The organism is Bacillus sp. FSL K6-3200 (assembly GCF_038630485.1).
Taxonomy (GTDB): Bacteria; Bacillota; Bacilli; order Bacillales; family Bacillaceae; genus Bacillus; species Bacillus safensis.
The window spans coordinates 1,406,838-1,425,970 of the sequence record NZ_CP152032.1 but is presented as its reverse complement, the minus strand read 5'-3'; the positions used below and the strand labels follow the sequence as shown (position 1 = coordinate 1,425,970).

Here is a 19,133-nt window from a genome sequence, read left to right as displayed (position 1 = left end):
ATTGTACCATACCCCTTCTAATAGATAGAGTGAATGGATTACGATGTCGTTCTTTTTTCAATATTAAATTGATCTGATAATAAGAGCCAATTTTGTGGGAAAGATAGACCTAATTTCCAATAAGCAATTCCGTTCAATTTTAGCTCTTTGATGAGGTTGAATTTTGCTTGAATCGATCTAGCATCTTCGAACCAGACCTCATGCTCTTTGTTGTTGGCATCTGTATAACGAAAATGAGGTGCTTGTGCTGTTTCGTCGTATAGGATAGAGACATTGTGTTGTCTAGCAAGTGCAATTGCTTGTTGAGGACTGACGGCTTTGGCGATGGGGCCGCCCTGGACGAAAGGAAGTGTCCAATCATAGCCATATAAATTTTGTCCCATTACAATTTTATTGGCCGGTATGACAGTCAGTGCATATTCAATGACTTGGCGGACAGGTCCAATTGGAGAGACAGCTTGTGCAGGGCCGCCGCTGTAGCCCCATTCATAGGTCATCAACACAACATGATCGACGACCTTACCAATCGCTTCATAGTCATGGGCTTCATACCATTTGCCCTTTTGCTGGCTACTTGTTTTTGGCGCCAGTGCAACAGATATTGTCCATCCTTCTTGATGGAAGCGGACTGTTGCCTCTCTTAAAAATTGAATATAAGCATCTTTATCAGCAGGACGTAAATATTCAAAATCAAAATGGATTTCCTTGAATTGATACTTTTTGGCAACACGAACAATTTCATTTAAAAATGTCGTTTTGACAGATTGGTTAGTTAAAAGAATACGCCCAAGTTCATCACTGAATTTTTCATTCTCTAGATTTGTCACCACCATGGTTAATACAGTTCTGTTCTGAGCGGCAATCTGAGGTAGTTGGTCTAACGCTGGTTCTCGCAGTGTTCCATCTCTTTGTGCTTGAAAACTAAAGACGTCTAAATGGGTTAAGTATGGAGAGGCCTCTCTAGCTGCCTGCTTTAGGTTTTCACTGACTTGATTTCCTCGTGGTTCAATATAAGCATTGGAATTGATGTTCCTTTTCGGCCTTTGTGGAATATAGAGCAAGAAGCGAATAGGTAGTATTGCTTCAGGTCGAATTCTATTCACACGTGCCAATTCTTCTACTGAGATTTGAAATCGTCTTCCAATTTGATATAGTGTGTCATTTTGTTTGACCTCATAAAATTGACCTCTAATGGGAATGACAATTGTTTGTCCAATGACGAGTTGATTTGGTGTTTCGATTTCGTTAGTACGGATGATTTCATTAACTGTTGTTTTAAAACGCATGGCAATGTCGTTTAAAGTATCTCCTCTTTTGACAACATAAATTTGAATAGTCAACGCCCCCTTTGTTATTGCTAACAATTTATGAGGGTTATGGCGAAATCATGTTTGATTTTCATTCGTGATCTCCTTAGCAGTGGTGATTTTTGCTAGAAGAACGTTCTCCATCATCGTTAAAGCGTAGTCGTTATCTCTGTCGTCGTTTGAAGCGATACAATCTTTAGGTACAATTAGATTGTATTCTCGCATGTATGCGTCATTTGCAGTGAACAAAACGCAAATGTTTCCGGCAATTCCAGTTAGAATAATGTCCTCGACGCCTAATTCATTTAAGAGGGTCTCTAGTGCAGTACCATAGAAGGCAGAATGCTTTGGTTTAATTAAGAAGTAATTATCTTTAGATGGTGCCATTTTCTCTAAAATAGGAGCGCTTCTTTCGTTTTTGCATGTTTCCAGAACAGCTTGGATATCAGCCTTCCAAAGTCCGTAGTGATCGTTGATATAAATGATTGGCCAATTTTCCTTGAAAGCATGTTGTTTAAGAGCTAAAATTTTATTGGTCATTTGCTCTGTTTTTTCTGCAAGCACATGACCCATTTCAAAATCAAAATTATTAATCATGTCGATAATAAGCAGCGCCTTTTGGTGCTTTGACAAAATAAAACCCCCTTTAAAAGATTGTGATAATATGTTAACCTCAATTTCCTTTTAAAAAACATGAAAAGAGAGCCGTGCCATGACGAAAGATGAACAATTTATGCAAGAAGCAATTTCTGAAGCCTTAAAAGCAGAACAAATAGGGGAAGTGCCGATCGGTGCCATCATTGTTGTTGATGATCAAATTGTGAGCCGCGCTCATAATTTAAGGGAAAGTGAGCAGCGTGCAATTGCACATGCAGAATTACTTGCCATTGATGAAGCGTGTAAAGCGGCTGGAAGCTGGCGTTTAGAAGATGCTGTGCTTTACGTTACGCTTGAGCCATGCCCGATGTGTGCGGGTGCTATTGTTCTCTCTAGAGTGAAAAAGGTCGTTTTTGGTGCATACGATCCAAAAGGTGGATGTGCAGGTACTTTAATGAATTTGCTGGATGATGAACGGTTTAATCATCAGTCTGAGGTCATCGGTGGTGTACTTGAAAATGAGTGTGGTGAGCTGTTAAGTCAGTTCTTCCGAAATCTCCGTCAGCGAAAGAAACAAGCCAAAAGTAAATGAATGGGTGTCGTTTGCAATTTAAGCTATAAGAAGGTATACTTATGTCTGCGTCACTAACAATTTAATATTCATTTTGCCGTGCTAAGCGGGGAGGTAGCGGTGCCCTGTACTCGCAATCCGCTCTAGCGAGGCCGAATCCCTTCTCGAGGTTCGTTTACTTCAAGGTCTGCCTTAAATAAGTGGTGTTGACGTCTGGGTCCTGCGCAATGGGAATTCATGAACCATGTCAGGTCCGGAAGGAAGCAGCATTAAGTGAAACCTCTCATGTGCCGCAGGGTTGCCTGGGCCGAGCTAACTGTTTAAGTAACGCTTGGGGTAGCGAATCGACAGAAGGTGCACGGTAAATCAATATTAAATGTTAACTCATCTAGTTTATCTAGGTGAGTTTTTTGTTGCTGTTCAAAGAATAGCTCAACTGTTTTGGTTATACAAATAGATAAAAAGTCTTTTTGGCGCCATTTGCATTTTTCACTAATCATAACTAGAACTGGTGTTCTGTTTGGGGTCCCAGGTCTTTTCGCAAAGCTAGAAAATACGTTTTTAATGCATGGAAAGTAGAAAATCTCTAATTGAAATCATCTTTTTGGCATATTAGAAAATAAAGGTGTGCTTTTGAATTGATCGGTGCATCATGTATAATGAAAAGGATGATAAATGGAGGAGGGCGTATTTGTGAGTTATCAAGCTTTATATCGAGTGTTCAGACCTCAAGTTTTTGAGGATGTTGTTGGACAAGAACACATCACAAAAACGTTGCAAAATGCCCTTTTGCAGAAAAAGTTTTCTCATGCTTACTTATTTTCAGGTCCTAGAGGAACAGGTAAAACAAGTGCTGCCAAAATCTTTGCTAAGGCAGTGAACTGTGAAAAGTCACCTGTTAGCGAGCCGTGTAATGAATGTGATGCCTGTAAAGGGATTACAAACGGTTCAATTTCAGACGTGATTGAAATAGATGCTGCCTCGAATAACGGGGTAGATGAAATCCGGGATATACGTGATAAAGTGAAATTTGCTCCTTCGGCGGTTACATATAAGGTTTATATTATAGATGAAGTACATATGCTCTCTATCGGTGCATTTAATGCCCTCCTTAAAACGCTGGAAGAACCGCCTGCTCATTGTATCTTTATTTTGGCTACCACAGAGCCCCATAAGATTCCTCTTACCATCATATCTCGTTGTCAGCGATTTGATTTTAAGCGAATCACGACCAAAGATATTGTTGGAAGAATGGAGAAAATTGTAGATGCAGAAGGCCTAAATGTACAGGAGGGCTCGCTCGAGATCATTGCTAGTGCAGCTGATGGCGGTATGCGTGATGCACTAAGTCTCTTGGATCAAGCGATCTCATTTAGTGGTGAACAATTGACAATTGACGATGCGCTGCTCATTACAGGAGCTGTATCTCAGCATTTCATTAGTCAGCTTGCTGAAGCAATTTTTGATCAAAATATTGCCATAGCGTTAGATACTTTAAATGAATTGCTCCAGCAGGGGAAAGATGCTGCTAAATTAATAGAGGATATGATTTTTTACTTTAGAGATATGCTGCTTTATAAAACGGCACCAGATCTCGAAGGTGTCCTTGAAAAGGTAAAGGTCGACGAAAGTTTCGTCTCGCTTTCAGATCGTGTGACACCTCAGTTTCTATATGAAACAATTGAAGTCCTGAATAAAAGCCACCAAGAAATGAAATGGACAAATCATCCAAGGATTTTCTTCGAGGTAGCTGTTGTAAAGCTGTGTCAGTCAACGGCAGGATTGACACAAGGGCATGCTGACGCTGATTTAACGGCGCTAACAGATAAAATAAACAGGCTGGAACAGGAACTATCGAGGCTAAGAGCCGAAGGTGTACCAATGTCTCCATCTCATAGCTCTCAAGAAAAAAAGGAAGCGCCTCGACCACAAACGAGTAACAAAAATGGCTATCGTGCACCTGTCGGACGAATTCATGAGATTTTGAAAGAAGCGAAACGGCCTGAGTTAGAAAAAATTAAAGGCAAATGGGGAGAGCTCCTTGCCCAGTTGAAACAACAGAATAAGGTGTCTCACGCTGCGTTATTAACGGATAGTGAGCCAGTTGCGGCTGCTTCGCATGCCTTTGTATTAAAATTCAAGTTTGAAATACATTGTAAAATGGTTGCTGAAGATAAAAGCGGTGTTCGGACCAATCTTGAACAACTGCTAGAGTCTATGTTAGGAAAAAGAGTGGAATTAGTTGGCGTTCCTGACGCTCAATGGGGTAAAATAAGAGAAGAATTTTTAAGAGATCATCAGCCGGATGAACAAGCAGATGGTCAGGGAACTTCTTCTGAAGAGGATCCGTTGATTGCGGAAGCAAAGAAATTAGTAGGAACTGATTTAATTGAAATTAAAGATTAATAAAAATGAAAGAGAGTGGTGTTCATATGCGCGGTGGAATGGGAAATATGCAAAAAATGATGAAACAAATGCAAAAAATGCAAAAGGATATGGCTAAGGCTCAGGAAGAGCTTGCAGAAAAAGTCCTTGAAGGTACAGCTGGTGGCGGTATGGTCACTGTAAAAGTAAATGGACAAAAAGAAGTCGTTGATGTAGCAATTAATGAAGAAGTTGTTGATCCAGAAGATATCGATATGCTTCAAGATCTTGTCCTTGCTGCGACAAACGATGCATTGAAAAAAGTCGATGAGCTAACGAATGAAACGATGGGTCAATTCACAAAAGGAATGAACATGCCAGGTTTATTCTAGGAGGAATAACTGAAGATGCAATATCCTGAACCAATATCAAAGCTGATTGACAGCTTTATGAAATTGCCAGGAATCGGACCGAAAACTGCGGTCCGTCTGGCTTTTTTTGTTCTTAGTATGCAGGAAGATGTCGTACTAGATTTTGCGAAGGCGCTTGTAAATGCAAAGCGTAATTTAACTTATTGTTCGGTATGCGGTCATATCACAGACCAAGATCCTTGCTATATTTGTGAAGATACAAGAAGAGATCAATCTGTTATCTGTGTAGTACAGGATCCAAAAGATGTAATCGCAATGGAAAAAATGAAAGAATACAACGGCTTATATCATGTGCTTCATGGTGCCATTTCGCCAATGGACGGAATTGGACCGGAGGATATTAAAATTCCTGATCTATTAAAAAGATTGCAAGATGATCAAGTGACAGAGGTGATCCTTGCAACGAATCCAAACATTGAAGGAGAAGCAACAGCCATGTATATCTCCAGATTGTTGAAACCATCAGGAATTAAACTCTCTCGCATTGCTCACGGACTTCCAGTAGGCGGGGATTTAGAGTATGCGGATGAAGTTACACTGTCTAAGGCTCTAGAAGGCAGACGTGAGATGTAGGAAGGAGAAGTACGGTACATGGGTTTTCTTCGCAGAAAATCAATTCGAAAAGAATTCGATGAGATATTAATTCAACAGCTTTTTAAGCAAAAGGAAGAATGGAACAGACAAAAAAAGCTTGTCGCAAATAGCGTTGAGCCTTCACCGGACATTCTATTCGAATTAAAGCTTGCTCAAGCGAAGTACTTTTTCTATCTGAGAGAAGCGAAAAAGAGGAATTTACGTTTAAACAACTGGAAATAGCAGGTCTATTATACATAGTCCTCTCATATGCTTGTACTATTCATATGAAGAGGAGATGAGAGGATTATGGAACCTGTTATTGTGATCGGGTCAATTTTGCTAGCTGTGCTATTGTTGTTTATGTCAGGTGTGCAGGCGAATCCATTCAAATGGTTAGGGCTTATCGGAGTGAAGTTTGTGGCAGGCGCTCTTTTTTTATTTTGCCTCAACCTATTTGGCGAGAGTCTAGGCTTACATGTCTCTATTAACCCTGTAACGAGTGGAATTAGTGGTTTATTGGGTATTCCGGGCGTAGCAGCTTTAATCGTCATTGAAAAATTTATTATTTAATGAAAAATATTATTGACTTTGATTCGATAGGGTGGTAAATTAATATACGTCGCTGATGACGAAGAAACGAAAAAACATAATAACAAAAAAGTTGTTGACACTAACAACTTGGATGTGATAAGATGTTCTAGTCGCTTCTGAAGCGGTAAACAAGTTCTTTGAAAACTAAACAAGACAAAACGTACCTGTTAATTCGAGTTTTTATAAAAAAATCCTATGATACTTCATAGGTAGTCAGTCAAACTGGCGAAAAGCAAAACTTCGGTTTTGTACTTTTTCGGAGAGTTTGATCCTGGCTCAGGACGAACGCTGGCGGCGTGCCTAATACATGCAAGTCGAGCGGACAGAAGGGAGCTTGCTCCCGGATGTTAGCGGCGGACGGGTGAGTAACACGTGGGTAACCTGCCTGTAAGACTGGGATAACTCCGGGAAACCGGAGCTAATACCGGATAGTTCCTTGAACCGCATGGTTCAAGGATGAAAGACGGTTTCGGCTGTCACTTACAGATGGACCCGCGGCGCATTAGCTAGTTGGTGGGGTAATGGCTCACCAAGGCGACGATGCGTAGCCGACCTGAGAGGGTGATCGGCCACACTGGGACTGAGACACGGCCCAGACTCCTACGGGAGGCAGCAGTAGGGAATCTTCCGCAATGGACGAAAGTCTGACGGAGCAACGCCGCGTGAGTGATGAAGGTTTTCGGATCGTAAAGCTCTGTTGTTAGGGAAGAACAAGTGCGAGAGTAACTGCTCGCACCTTGACGGTACCTAACCAGAAAGCCACGGCTAACTACGTGCCAGCAGCCGCGGTAATACGTAGGTGGCAAGCGTTGTCCGGAATTATTGGGCGTAAAGGGCTCGCAGGCGGTTTCTTAAGTCTGATGTGAAAGCCCCCGGCTCAACCGGGGAGGGTCATTGGAAACTGGGAAACTTGAGTGCAGAAGAGGAGAGTGGAATTCCACGTGTAGCGGTGAAATGCGTAGAGATGTGGAGGAACACCAGTGGCGAAGGCGACTCTCTGGTCTGTAACTGACGCTGAGGAGCGAAAGCGTGGGGAGCGAACAGGATTAGATACCCTGGTAGTCCACGCCGTAAACGATGAGTGCTAAGTGTTAGGGGGTTTCCGCCCCTTAGTGCTGCAGCTAACGCATTAAGCACTCCGCCTGGGGAGTACGGTCGCAAGACTGAAACTCAAAGGAATTGACGGGGGCCCGCACAAGCGGTGGAGCATGTGGTTTAATTCGAAGCAACGCGAAGAACCTTACCAGGTCTTGACATCCTCTGACAACCCTAGAGATAGGGCTTTCCCTTCGGGGACAGAGTGACAGGTGGTGCATGGTTGTCGTCAGCTCGTGTCGTGAGATGTTGGGTTAAGTCCCGCAACGAGCGCAACCCTTGATCTTAGTTGCCAGCATTCAGTTGGGCACTCTAAGGTGACTGCCGGTGACAAACCGGAGGAAGGTGGGGATGACGTCAAATCATCATGCCCCTTATGACCTGGGCTACACACGTGCTACAATGGACAGAACAAAGGGCTGCAAGACCGCAAGGTTTAGCCAATCCCATAAATCTGTTCTCAGTTCGGATCGCAGTCTGCAACTCGACTGCGTGAAGCTGGAATCGCTAGTAATCGCGGATCAGCATGCCGCGGTGAATACGTTCCCGGGCCTTGTACACACCGCCCGTCACACCACGAGAGTTTGCAACACCCGAAGTCGGTGAGGTAACCTTTATGGAGCCAGCCGCCGAAGGTGGGGCAGATGATTGGGGTGAAGTCGTAACAAGGTAGCCGTATCGGAAGGTGCGGCTGGATCACCTCCTTTCTAAGGATATATGGAGCAGCGTACGTTTTCGTCTTGTTTAGTTTTGAAGGAACTTGCAAAAGATCCTACAACATCATATCTTCGATATGAAAGATGGGCCTGTAGCTCAGCTGGTTAGAGCGCACGCCTGATAAGCGTGAGGTCGGTGGTTCGAGTCCACTCAGGCCCACCATCTTCTATTAAATCGGGGCCTTAGCTCAGCTGGGAGAGCGCCTGCCTTGCACGCAGGAGGTCAGCGGTTCGATCCCGCTAGGCTCCACCAACGTGTTCTTTGAAAACTAGATAACAATAAGTAATACATTCACATTGAATGCAATGCAAAGTTCATCACACATAGTGATTCTTTCTAAAGTAAGAAATGGTTAAGTTAGAAAGGGCGCACGGTGGATGCCTTGGCACTAGGAGCCGATGAAGGACGGGACGAACACCGATATGCTTCGGGGAGCTGTAAGCAAGCTTTGATCCGGAGATTTCCGAATGGGGAAACCCACTGCTCGTAATGGAGTAGTATCCATACTTGAATACATAGAGTATGAGAAGGCATACCCGGGGAACTGAAACATCTAAGTACCCGGAGGAAGAGAAAGCAAATGCGATTCCCTGAGTAGCGGCGAGCGAAACGGGAACAGCCCAAACCAAGAGGCTTGCCTCTTGGGGTTGTAGGACACTCTATACGGAGTTACAAAGGAATGATATAAGCGAAGAGGTCTGGAAAGGCCCGCCAAAGAAGGTAACAGCCCTGTAACTGAAATGTCGTTCTCTCCAGAGTGGATCCTGAGTACGGCGGAACACGTGAAATTCCGTCGGAATCCGGGAGGACCATCTCCCAAGGCTAAATACTCCCTAGTGACCGATAGTGAACCAGTACCGTGAGGGAAAGGTGAAAAGCACCCCGGAAGGGGAGTGAAATAGATCCTGAAACCGTGTGCCTACAAGTAGTCAGAGCCCGTTAACGGGTGATGGCGTGCCTTTTGTAGAATGAACCGGCGAGTTACGATCCCGTGCAAGGTTAAGCAGAAGATGCGGAGCCGCAGCGAAAGCGAGTCTGAATAGGGCGCATGAGTACGTGGTCGTAGACCCGAAACCAGGTGATCTACCCATGTCCAGGGTGAAGTTCAGGTAACACTGAATGGAGGCCCGAACCCACGCACGTTGAAAAGTGCGGGGATGAGGTGTGGGTAGGGGTGAAATGCCAATCGAACCTGGAGATAGCTGGTTCTCTCCGAAATAGCTTTAGGGCTAGCCTCAAGGTAAGAGTCTCGGAGGTAGAGCACTGATTGGACTAGGGGCCCCTACCGGGTTACCGAATTCAGTCAAACTCCGAATGCCGATGACTTATCCTTGGGAGTCAGACTGCGAGTGATAAGATCCGTAGTCGAAAGGGAAACAGCCCAGACCGCCAGCTAAGGTCCCAAAGTATACGTTAAGTGGAAAAGGATGTGGAGTTGCTTAGACAACCAGGATGTTGGCTTAGAAGCAGCCACCATTTAAAGAGTGCGTAATAGCTCACTGGTCGAGTGACTCTGCGCCGAAAATGTACCGGGGCTAAACGTATCACCGAAGCTGCGGACTGTTCTTACGAACAGTGGTAGGAGAGCGTTCTAAGGGCTGTGAAGCCAGACCGGAAGGACTGGTGGAGCGCTTAGAAGTGAGAATGCCGGTATGAGTAGCGAAAGACGGGTGAGAATCCCGTCCACCGAATGCCTAAGGTTTCCTGAGGAAGGCTCGTCCGCTCAGGGTTAGTCGGGACCTAAGCCGAGGCCGAAAGGCGTAGGCGATGGACAACAGGTTGATATTCCTGTACCACCTCCTCACCATTTGAGCAATGGGGGGACGCAGGAGGATAGGGTAAGCGCGGTATTGGATATCCGCGTCCAAGCAGTTAGGCTGGGAAATAGGCAAATCCGTTTCCCGTAAAGGCTGAGCTGTGATGGCGAGCGAAATTTAGTAGCGAAGTTCCTGATTCCACACTGCCAAGAAAAGCCTCTAGCGAGGTGAGAGGTGCCCGTACCGCAAACCGACACAGGTAGGCGAGGAGAGAATCCTAAGGTGATCGAGAGAACTCTCGTTAAGGAACTCGGCAAAATGACCCCGTAACTTCGGGAGAAGGGGTGCTTCTTAGGGTGTTAAAGCCCCGAGAAGCCGCAGTGAATAGGCCCAGGCGACTGTTTAGCAAAAACACAGGTCTCTGCGAAGCCGTAAGGCGAAGTATAGGGGCTGACGCCTGCCCGGTGCTGGAAGGTTAAGAGGAGCGCTTAGCGTAAGCGAAGGTGCGAATTGAAGCCCCAGTAAACGGCGGCCGTAACTATAACGGTCCTAAGGTAGCGAAATTCCTTGTCGGGTAAGTTCCGACCCGCACGAAAGGCGCAACGATCTGGGCACTGTCTCAACGAGAGACTCGGTGAAATTATAGTACCTGTGAAGATGCAGGTTACCCGCGACAGGACGGAAAGACCCCGTGGAGCTTTACTGCAGCCTGATATTGAATGTTGGTACAGCTTGTACAGGATAGGTAGGAGCCTTGGAAACCGGAGCGCTAGCTTCGGTGGAGGCATCGGTGGGATACTACCCTGGCTGTATTGACCTTCTAACCCGCTGCCCTTATCGGGCAGGGAGACAGTGTCAGGTGGGCAGTTTGACTGGGGCGGTCGCCTCCTAAAATGTAACGGAGGCGCCCAAAGGTTCCCTCAGAATGGTTGGAAATCATTCGCAGAGTGTAAAGGCACAAGGGAGCTTGACTGCGAGACCTACAAGTCGAGCAGGGACGAAAGTCGGGCTTAGTGATCCGGTGGTTCCGCATGGAAGGGCCATCGCTCAACGGATAAAAGCTACCCCGGGGATAACAGGCTTATCTCCCCCAAGAGTCCACATCGACGGGGAGGTTTGGCACCTCGATGTCGGCTCATCGCATCCTGGGGCTGTAGTCGGTCCCAAGGGTTGGGCTGTTCGCCCATTAAAGCGGTACGCGAGCTGGGTTCAGAACGTCGTGAGACAGTTCGGTCCCTATCCGTCGCGGGCGCAGGAAATTTGAGAGGAGCTGTCCTTAGTACGAGAGGACCGGGATGGACGCACCGCTGGTGTACCAGTTGTTCTGCCAAGGGCATCGCTGGGTAGCTATGTGCGGACGGGATAAGTGCTGAAAGCATCTAAGCATGAAGCCCCCCTCAAGATGAGATTTCCCATTCCGCAAGGAAGTAAGATCCCTGAAAGATGATCAGGTTGATAGGTCTGAGGTGGAAGCGTGGTGACACGTGGAGCTGACAGATACTAATAGATCGAGGACTTAACCTATATTCTAATGTGAAGCATGAACATTGTTATCTAGTTTTGAGAGAACATTCTCTCCATCAGGTTTGGTGGCGATAGCGAAGAGGTCACACCCGTTCCCATACCGAACACGGAAGTTAAGCTCTTCAGCGCCGATGGTAGTTGGGGGTTTCCCCCTGTGAGAGTAGGACGCCGCCAAGCTTTTATAAGGATCAGTTCCAGTCGGAACTGGTCTTTTTTGTTTTTTAAGAAAAGGAACAAACACTCGATCTGACATGGATACATATACTAAACTACCATCTAAAACATTCTTAATTTTGTATACAATTGAAAGCGCTAGGGCATACTGAAGCTATAAGTGGAGGTGTCACAATGAGCAAAAAAGAGCGAGAAGCGATTTGTTTGATTTGTGAAGAGAAAAAAACAAAGGGAATTTATTTATATCATCAGTTTTTGTGCCGAGAATGTGAGCGAAAGTTAATTTCTACATCGACCTCGGATCCTAGCTATGCCGATTATGTTAGAAAGCTTAAAAATCTTCATACGCCGCCTTTGTATTCATAGACCATTTAGATGGTCTTTTTTTATGAGCCATGAAGGATTAGGCCTGTTTTTTGGAACTTAGTTTGGACATCATCCGTAATTAATAATAAGATAAACAGAGAGCCTGATTATTCATAGGAGTCGATGAACATGAAATCAATTTTTTATACTTTTATATGGGCCATCCTCTCTACTTTTTTTTCGCTTGTGATTTTAACCGTCAGTATTGGGATTTTCCATCATCATGTTGGATTATCGATACTGTATGCGATGATGGGGTGGGGCGTGATGTTTGCAGGGAGCAGATGGGTTGCTTTCCAGTTGTTTTTAAAGAAACACGGACTGTCTCGTAGTGATTATGTATATATCAAACAGCATTTAAAAGAAGCAGGACAAAAGCTCGTACGTTTAAAGAAGGCTTTATTTGCTGTGAAGAACGTACAGACGATCAAACATAATTATGAAATTCTTCGACTTGCACGACGAATCTATACGATTACAAAAAAAGAGCCGACCCGATTTTATGATGCACAGCGTTTTTATTTCGAAAGCTTGGATTCTGTCGTTGAACTAACTGAAAAATATGCACTATTGTATAATCAGCCTGATCGCAGTCATGAGCTGGAAATGACACTGAGCCAAACTCGAGTGACGCTGACAGAGCTGCAAAAGCAATTGACGAATGATTTGCAACAAGTATTAGGAAGAGACATAGAAGCCCTCCATATTGAGCTTGAAGTGGCAGATAAAATGATAAAGAAATAATGAAAGGAGTCAAATGCAATGAAACCAGAAGATCACATCACATCATCACCTGCTTCCACTACAGATCTTCAGTTTCGGGTGTTTGATACCTTATCTGATGAGGAGAAACAAGAAGCCATACAGCGTGCCGAGCAGATCCCTGACAATCCGCAAAAGCTGCTTTTCTATGGTACACGTGTTCAGGAACGATTGTTGGAGCAATCACAACAAATGATGAAATACGTTGAGAAAAAAGATATCGATCAAATAGGAGACGTGCTTGAGGCTTTTTTGCAGCAGCTGCATATAGTAGAACCTGAGGATTTACTGCCAAAGAAGCAGGGCTTTTTTTTGAAGTTGTTTCAGCGGGAGAAGCGTTCTACTCAGGAAATTATATCGCGTTTTCAACATGCAAAATCACAGATCGAGAGATTATCAGCAAGGCTTCGTTACGCAAAAGGCGGATTAATCTCGGACCATATGTTATTAGAGCGTTTATTTGAAGAAAATCAAACTTTTTTCCAAGAGATGACGCTGCAGGTTGCAGCAGTTGAAGCGAAGATGACAACTTTAGAGAAGCAGATCATATTAGAAACCGAGCAGACTGGTCATCGGACTATAGAGGAGCAATTGATGAATCAGGAAGTCAATGCAGAAGATTATATGGAGAGGCTGAAGGAACGGAAATATGATTTGCTGCTAAGCCGGCAAATTGCTTTGCAATGTAATGCCCAAATACGAATGATCCAGCATACAAATCATACATTGGCCAATCACATTCAATCCACTGTTTTTGCGTCTATTCCTCTATGGATCAACCAAATGTCGATTGCGTTAACGCATATTCAGCAGCGTGCCAATTCAGCTCTTGAGAATCGAATTCAAAAAACATATGAAAAGGTATCAAAGCAGCAGGGTGAGCTTCTTGAAGAGGCAGCTTCTGCACCTATAGATACGTTGAAAAAGGTTCAACGCCAATTAGCCGAAACCTTACAGGAAACGTTACAGGTGAAAGAGCATGGAAGCCAAGAGCGAGCTCAATTGAAAAGCAGCATGTATGAGGCAGAACAGCAGCTGACGAATCACCAACCAATAAAGGAATGAGAATCCATCTTTCGGTTCCTTTGTATGAACGTTATAATAGACATAAGATATCGTTAAAGTGAAAAGGGTCGATTTGTTTGAAAACACCTTTATATATAGCATTAGTACAACATGCGGAAAAGAAGCCTTATTCTTTTCACGTTCCAGGACATCACAATGGAGATGTCTTTTTTGATGAGGCACGGTCTTATTATGAGTCAATTCTTCAGCTGGATGTAACAGAGCTTGAAGGATTAGATGATCTCCATAATCCAACTGGTGTGATTCAAGAGGCTGAACATTTATTGGCAAAGCTATATGGTTCAGATCAAAGCTTTTTCCTTGTGAATGGGACAACTGTCGGAAATTTAGCGATGGTGATGGCAGCCTGTCGTGGGGGAGATGAGATTTTCGTCCAGCGAAATTGTCATAAGTCTGTTTACCATGCGGTTGAGCTTGCAGGAGCAACGCCTATTATGTTAGAAGCTGAGGTAGATCCACACCTGCATGTTCCAACACATGTGACGGATGAAACAGTCAATAAAGCTATAGCAAAACATCCTAATGCCCGGGCGATCGTTTTGACTTATCCGAACTACTACGGTCATGCAGCTAATTTATCAAAGCTGATTCACATGTGCCACGAAGCGGGTATAATCGTTTTGGTTGATGAGGCACATGGTGCACATTTTGTATTAGGCGGCGCTTTTCCTCCATCTGCTCTTTCCTATGGAGCTGACGTGGTGGTACAATCAGCACATAAAACCCTTCCGGCAATGACGATGGGATCCTACCTTCATCTTCAGGGGGGGCGAATGGATGCAAAACGGTTGAAAACATTCCTCACGATGCTTCAAAGCAGTTCTCCATCCTATCCAATTATGGCCTCATTAGATGTGGCAAGAGCTTATGTCGAGGAGATCAAGAAAAAAGGGATCTTGGATGGAATCATGAAAGGGCTGGCAGAGCTGAAAAATGAGTTCAACCGAATACCTCAGCTTGAAGTGGTCGAGTCTGAATGGCTTTCTAACGATCCATTAAAATGTGTCATTCGATCAACAAAAGGGCTGACTGGTTATGAACTAAAACGAGTGCTTGAGTCAGTTGAGGTTCACCCAGAGCTTGCAGACGAACATCAGGTTTTACTTGTCTTTGGCTTAGAACAGAAGAAGGATATTCCTTTTAAACGGATAGAGCAGGTCCTTAATCAAAGCGATTCATTGCTCAAAGGAAAAGATCATATCCAACGTGAGGCGCTGACGATTGAGAACGATGATTATAGACAGGGTATAGAAGCCGTTTCATTTGAACATGCAGCAGGCCGGGTTAGTGCAGAATCTGTTATTCCATATCCACCGGGTATTCCTTTGATCGTTAAGGGAGAGCGTATTGAAAGCGATCAAATTGCTGCTTTAAGCCGTTTGCTTGGACATCAGGTTCATGTTCAAGCCAGTCAGGTGATTCATCAGAGAAAATTATATGTTTATATAGAAGAGGAGACACTATGAGCGGTATGTTTATTACGTTTGAAGGGCCGGAGGGTGCCGGAAAAACGACAGTGATTCAGAAAGTGTATGAAGAAATGGAACGCCAAGGATATGCAGTGATGGCGACACGTGAGCCTGGCGGCATTGACATTGCAGAGCAGATTCGTGAAGTCATTTTAAATGAAAAAAACACAAAAATGGACGCGAAAACAGAAGCTTTGCTGTATGCAGCCGCAAGAAGGCAGCATTTGGCTGAGAAGGTAGAACCGGCATTACAGCGCGGGCAGACGGTTTTATGTGATCGTTTTGTCGATAGCTCCCTTGCTTATCAAGGCTATGCGAGAGGGCTTGGGATTGAAGAAGTAAAGTCAATTAACGACTTTGCTATTAATGGCACGATGCCGCAATTGACCATTTATTTTTCTATTACACCTGAGGAAGGGCTAAAGCGAATTGATGCCAACCAGGGAAGAGAAAAGAATCGATTAGACATGGAGACGCTGAATTTCCACCAGCTGGTCAGAGAAGGTTATGAACTGCTTATTGCACAATCACCAGAACGATTCCGTGTAGTGGATGCGTCTCAGCCGATGCAGGCTGTCTATGAAGAAGTCCTTCAATTGATTCAGGACACATTAAAGCAAAATCAAATATGACCTAATTCCCAATCGTTGTTATAATATAGAGGAAGACATCGGCATGTCATCTGTGCCTAAAATAAAGGAGGCCAATCAAATGAAATTAATTGTTGCCGTTGTACAGGACCAAGATAGCAGCAAGTTGTTGAAAATATTGACTGAACATCATTTCGGCGTGACAAAATTAGCTTCAACTGGTGGGTTTTTAAAGTCTGGGAATACGACTTTTATTATTGGTTGTGATGATGTCCGGGTGGATAAAGCATTGCAGCTTATAAAAGAAAATTGCCGTAAACGTGATCAAATGATCGCGCCTGTATCCCCAATGGGTGGAAATGCAGATTCATACGTACCATACCCTGTTGAGGTTGAAGTTGGCGGAGCTACTGTCTTTATTCTGCCAGTTGAACAATTTCATCAATTTTAAGGATGGGTTGCTGTGAAAATTAATCAAGATATGCGGCTGCGCTTAGAAAAGCGTGAACTTCAAGCGATGAAAGGAAACCAGACATCTGCCTCCTTCAAAGCTTCGATGGAGACGCAAAGCGGCAAACTGCGCTTAGAACAGCTGACGGTCATGCTAAGTGATATCGAAGTGTTCGGTAAAAAGCTCGCAAAGTCACGAAACCTTAAGGATTTGGCTAGGTTTAAAGGACTGGTGAAGCGCTTTGTGAAAGAGACAGTCGATAATGGTTTAAATATAGAAACATCAAGAAGTTTTGACATTTATGGCAACACACGTACACTCGCTTTAGTCAAAGCGCTGGATGAAAAGCTGATTGAATTAACAGAGGATATGATGAATCAAGAGAAACCATCTATTGATTTGCTTGAACGTATTGGAGAAATAAAAGGTTTATTGATTAACCTTTACACATAGAGAGTGATAACATGGCAATTAGCTGGGATGACATGAATGATTTGCAGCCGCGCGTCATGCGGCTGATTTTTAATAGTATTGATAAAGACCGACTTGCGCATGCCTACTTATTTGAAGGAAAAAAAGGGACAGGAAAACTGGATGCAGCGATGCTTTTGGCTAAGAGCTTTTTTTGTTTGGAATCAGGAGTGAAACCATGTGAATCCTGTCAAAACTGCAAAAGGATTGCATCAGGAAACCATCCCGATTTACATCTTGTACAGCCCGATGGCCAATCAATTAAGAAGGCGCAAGTGCAGGCACTGCAAGAGGAATTTACAAAAGCAGGTGTAGAATCTCACCGGAAAATGTATATTATTCTTCATGCGGACAAAATGACGGTCAATGCCGCGAACAGTTTATTGAAGTTCCTAGAGGAGCCTAATCGGGAAACGATGGCGGTTTTAATCACTGAGCAATCGCATAAAATGCTGGATACGATTATTTCAAGATGTCAGATGCTCAGCTTTCAGCCGCTGCAGCCACAATCCTTGGAGCAGCAGCTTTTACAAGAAGGCGTATCTCAGCATCTCGCAAGGCTTTTGTCGAATTTAACCAATAATTTGGCTGAAGCACTCGAATTAAGTCGAAATGATCAGTTTGCAGAGTCTAGAGCGAAAGTGATAAAATTGTATGAAGTCTTACACCAGCGAAAAGAACATGCATTTTTTTATATACAGGATCAATGGATGCCTTTTTTCAAAGAGAAAGACCTTCAAGAAACAGGTCTGGATATGCTTTTATTTATATATCGTGATGTATTGTCGATTCAAATAGGAAATGAAGATAAAGTCATTTATCAAGACTTATTCCAGACAATGAAGCAGCATGCGCTGCATTCCACACAGCAGATGGTGACCAGCCAGATCCTTGCTGTACTAGAAGCGAAAAAGAGACTTCAATCCAACGTGAATGCCCAAGGGCTGATGGAGCAATTGGTGTTGATGTTGCAGGAGGGATAAGCTTGTACAACGTAATTGGTGTTCGCTTTAAAAAAGCGGGCAAAATCTATTATTTCGATCCTAATGGATTTCATATAGAAAATGATAGTTGTGTCATTGTAGAAACGGTCAGAGGGGTTGAGTACGGACAAGTGGTCATCGCTAACAAAAAAGTAGATGAACACGATGTGGTTCTCCCTCTGCGTAAAGTCATTCGTGTAGCAGACGAAAGAGACCGGCTCATCGTTGAAGAAAACAAAGAAGCAGCGATGACAGCCTTTGATACATGTCTTCAGAAGGTAAGTGAACATGGGCTAGAAATGAAACTGGTTGATGTTGAATTTACATTTGACCGAAACAAGGTCATCTTCTACTTCACAGCGGATGGCAGAGTCGATTTCCGTGAGCTAGTGAAGGACCTTGCATCAATCTTCAAGACGAGAATTGAACTTCGCCAGATTGGTGTAAGAGACGAGGCAAAAATGCTTGGCGGAATTGGTCCTTGCGGGCGAATGCTTTGCTGTTCGACATTCTTAGGAGACTTTGAACCAGTGTCTATTAAGATGGCAAAGGATCAAAACCTGTCGTTAAATCCTACAAAAATTTCAGGACTTTGCGGCCGTTTGATGTGCTGCTTGAAATATGAGAATGATGAGTATGAAACAGCGAAAGAACAATTACCGGATATCGGCGAAACGATTCAGACGTCAAATGGCTCTGCAAAGGTAGTAGGGCTCAATATTTTAGAACGAATTTTGCAAGTTGAATTAACCGGGCAAGAAAAAGTGATAGAATATACATGGGAAGAATTATTACAAGAAGGCGTTGTATCTGCACAAACAACTGAGTAACGAGGTGTGCCACCTTGGATAAAAAGGAACTATTTGATACGGTGATTAATTTAGAAGAACAAATTGGTTCTCTTTATCGCCAGTTAGGTGATTTGAAAAATCATATCGGTGAAGTGATTGAAGAAAATCACCAGCTGCAGATGGAGAATCAGCACTTGCGTGAACGTCTGGATCAGTCCGATCGAGACAAATCGTCTGAGGCAGAGAATGATTCTGCTCAGAAGCCAAGTCATTCTGATATAGGAGAAGGTCATGATAACCTGGCCCGGTTATATCAGGAGGGCTTCCATATTTGTAATGTACATTATGGGAGCATTCGTAAAGAGGGAGACTGTTTGTTCTGTCTGTCATTTTTAAATAAAAAATGAGAAAAGGCTTCCGCTGAATCGGGAGCCTTTTTCACAGGAAAAGAAAGGATACA

18 protein-coding genes, 2 tRNA genes, 3 rRNA genes and 1 other RNA gene are annotated in these 19,133 nt (G+C 43.9%); 22 read left to right on the top strand and 2 right to left on the bottom strand.

Annotated elements, in window-relative coordinates; genetic code table 11:
- Positions 1-38 precede the first annotated feature (38 nt).
- Positions 39-1,286: a glycoside hydrolase family 18 protein gene (locus tag MHI60_RS07255; RefSeq protein ID WP_238409506.1), complete on the bottom strand. Its 1,248-nt coding sequence runs from the start codon at positions 1,284-1,286 to the stop codon at positions 39-41.
- A gap of 99 nt (positions 1,287-1,385) precedes the next feature.
- Positions 1,386-1,940 (bottom strand): isochorismatase family cysteine hydrolase, encoded by a 555-nt coding sequence (locus tag MHI60_RS07250; RefSeq protein WP_095407523.1) that lies wholly within the window; start codon positions 1,938-1,940, stop codon positions 1,386-1,388.
- Positions 1,941-2,019: 79 nt separating this feature from the next.
- Here MHI60_RS07250 and tadA point away from each other — a divergent pair, with 79 nt between their 5' ends.
- From tadA to yabA, 22 genes are all read left to right on the top strand, one after another.
- Positions 2,020-2,496, top strand: a complete 477-nt coding sequence (tadA, locus tag MHI60_RS07245) for a tRNA adenosine(34) deaminase TadA (RefSeq protein ID WP_048240389.1) — start codon at positions 2,020-2,022, stop codon at positions 2,494-2,496.
- 76 nt (positions 2,497-2,572) lie between these two features.
- An RNA gene (gene ffs, locus MHI60_RS07240) (signal recognition particle sRNA large type) lies at positions 2,573-2,837 on the top strand.
- A 331-nt stretch (positions 2,838-3,168) separates the two neighbouring features.
- Complete coding sequence (gene dnaX, locus MHI60_RS07235) at positions 3,169-4,881, top strand: DNA polymerase III subunit gamma/tau (protein ID WP_144486255.1); 1,713 nt, start codon at positions 3,169-3,171, stop codon at positions 4,879-4,881.
- Between the two features lie 26 nt (positions 4,882-4,907).
- Entirely contained in the window at positions 4,908-5,231 is a 324-nt protein-coding gene (locus MHI60_RS07230; protein WP_008342011.1) for a YbaB/EbfC family nucleoid-associated protein, read from the top strand.
- A gap of 15 nt (positions 5,232-5,246) precedes the next feature.
- Positions 5,247-5,843 carry a recombination protein RecR gene (gene recR, locus MHI60_RS07225; protein ID WP_003218094.1) on the top strand — a complete coding sequence of 199 codons (597 nt, stop codon included), beginning with the start codon at positions 5,247-5,249 and terminating at the stop codon, positions 5,841-5,843.
- Between the two features lie 18 nt (positions 5,844-5,861).
- A complete protein-coding gene (locus MHI60_RS07220) occupies positions 5,862-6,086 on the top strand; it encodes a YaaL family protein (RefSeq protein ID WP_095407526.1) in 225 nt (74 codons plus the stop codon).
- A 66-nt stretch (positions 6,087-6,152) separates the two neighbouring features.
- Positions 6,153-6,416, top strand: a complete 264-nt coding sequence (locus MHI60_RS07215) for a pro-sigmaK processing inhibitor BofA family protein (protein WP_034284261.1) — start codon at positions 6,153-6,155, stop codon at positions 6,414-6,416.
- Positions 6,417-6,690: 274 nt separating this feature from the next.
- Positions 6,691-8,239, top strand: a 16S ribosomal RNA gene (locus MHI60_RS07210).
- Between the two features lie 95 nt (positions 8,240-8,334).
- Positions 8,335-8,411: transfer RNA gene (locus MHI60_RS07205), tRNA-Ile, on the top strand.
- Between the two features lie 14 nt (positions 8,412-8,425).
- Positions 8,426-8,501 (top strand) — tRNA-Ala (locus tag MHI60_RS07200).
- Positions 8,502-8,599: 98 nt separating this feature from the next.
- Positions 8,600-11,530 (top strand): 23S ribosomal RNA (locus tag MHI60_RS07195).
- A gap of 61 nt (positions 11,531-11,591) precedes the next feature.
- Positions 11,592-11,707 (top strand): 5S ribosomal RNA (gene rrf, locus MHI60_RS07190).
- Together the 16S, 23S and 5S rRNA genes with 2 tRNA genes alongside form the textbook arrangement of a ribosomal RNA operon.
- 171 nt (positions 11,708-11,878) lie before the next feature.
- On the top strand, positions 11,879-12,070 hold the full coding sequence (locus MHI60_RS07185) for a sigma factor G inhibitor Gin (RefSeq protein WP_024425620.1): 192 nt from the start codon (positions 11,879-11,881) through the stop codon (positions 12,068-12,070).
- Between the two features lie 129 nt (positions 12,071-12,199).
- Positions 12,200-12,814 carry a 5-bromo-4-chloroindolyl phosphate hydrolysis family protein gene (locus MHI60_RS07180; RefSeq protein ID WP_144486228.1) on the top strand — a complete coding sequence of 205 codons (615 nt, stop codon included), beginning with the start codon at positions 12,200-12,202 and terminating at the stop codon, positions 12,812-12,814.
- An 18-nt stretch (positions 12,815-12,832) separates the two neighbouring features.
- Entirely contained in the window at positions 12,833-13,897 is a 1,065-nt protein-coding gene (locus tag MHI60_RS07175; RefSeq protein WP_144486230.1) for a toxic anion resistance protein, read from the top strand.
- A gap of 77 nt (positions 13,898-13,974) precedes the next feature.
- Positions 13,975-15,384: an aminotransferase class I/II-fold pyridoxal phosphate-dependent enzyme gene (locus MHI60_RS07170; RefSeq protein ID WP_144486232.1), complete on the top strand. Its 1,410-nt coding sequence runs from the start codon at positions 13,975-13,977 to the stop codon at positions 15,382-15,384.
- Positions 15,381-16,019: a dTMP kinase gene (gene tmk / locus MHI60_RS07165; protein WP_095407529.1), complete on the top strand. Its 639-nt coding sequence runs from the start codon at positions 15,381-15,383 to the stop codon at positions 16,017-16,019. The genes MHI60_RS07170 and tmk overlap by 4 nt, the downstream gene beginning before the upstream one ends.
- 79 nt (positions 16,020-16,098) lie before the next feature.
- On the top strand, positions 16,099-16,428 hold the full coding sequence (locus MHI60_RS07160) for a cyclic-di-AMP receptor (protein ID WP_024425625.1): 330 nt from the start codon (positions 16,099-16,101) through the stop codon (positions 16,426-16,428).
- A 12-nt stretch (positions 16,429-16,440) separates the two neighbouring features.
- Entirely contained in the window at positions 16,441-16,881 is a 441-nt protein-coding gene (locus MHI60_RS07155; RefSeq protein WP_095407530.1) for a YaaR family protein, read from the top strand.
- Positions 16,882-16,892: 11 nt separating this feature from the next.
- Positions 16,893-17,882, top strand: coding sequence for a DNA polymerase III subunit delta' (holB, locus tag MHI60_RS07150; protein WP_024425627.1), 990 nt, complete (start codon positions 16,893-16,895; stop codon positions 17,880-17,882).
- Between the two features lie 2 nt (positions 17,883-17,884).
- Positions 17,885-18,712: a stage 0 sporulation family protein gene (locus MHI60_RS07145; protein WP_024425628.1), complete on the top strand. Its 828-nt coding sequence runs from the start codon at positions 17,885-17,887 to the stop codon at positions 18,710-18,712.
- Between the two features lie 14 nt (positions 18,713-18,726).
- Positions 18,727-19,080 carry a DNA replication initiation control protein YabA gene (yabA, locus tag MHI60_RS07140; protein WP_024425629.1) on the top strand — a complete coding sequence of 118 codons (354 nt, stop codon included), beginning with the start codon at positions 18,727-18,729 and terminating at the stop codon, positions 19,078-19,080.
- Positions 19,081-19,133 lie beyond the last annotated feature (53 nt).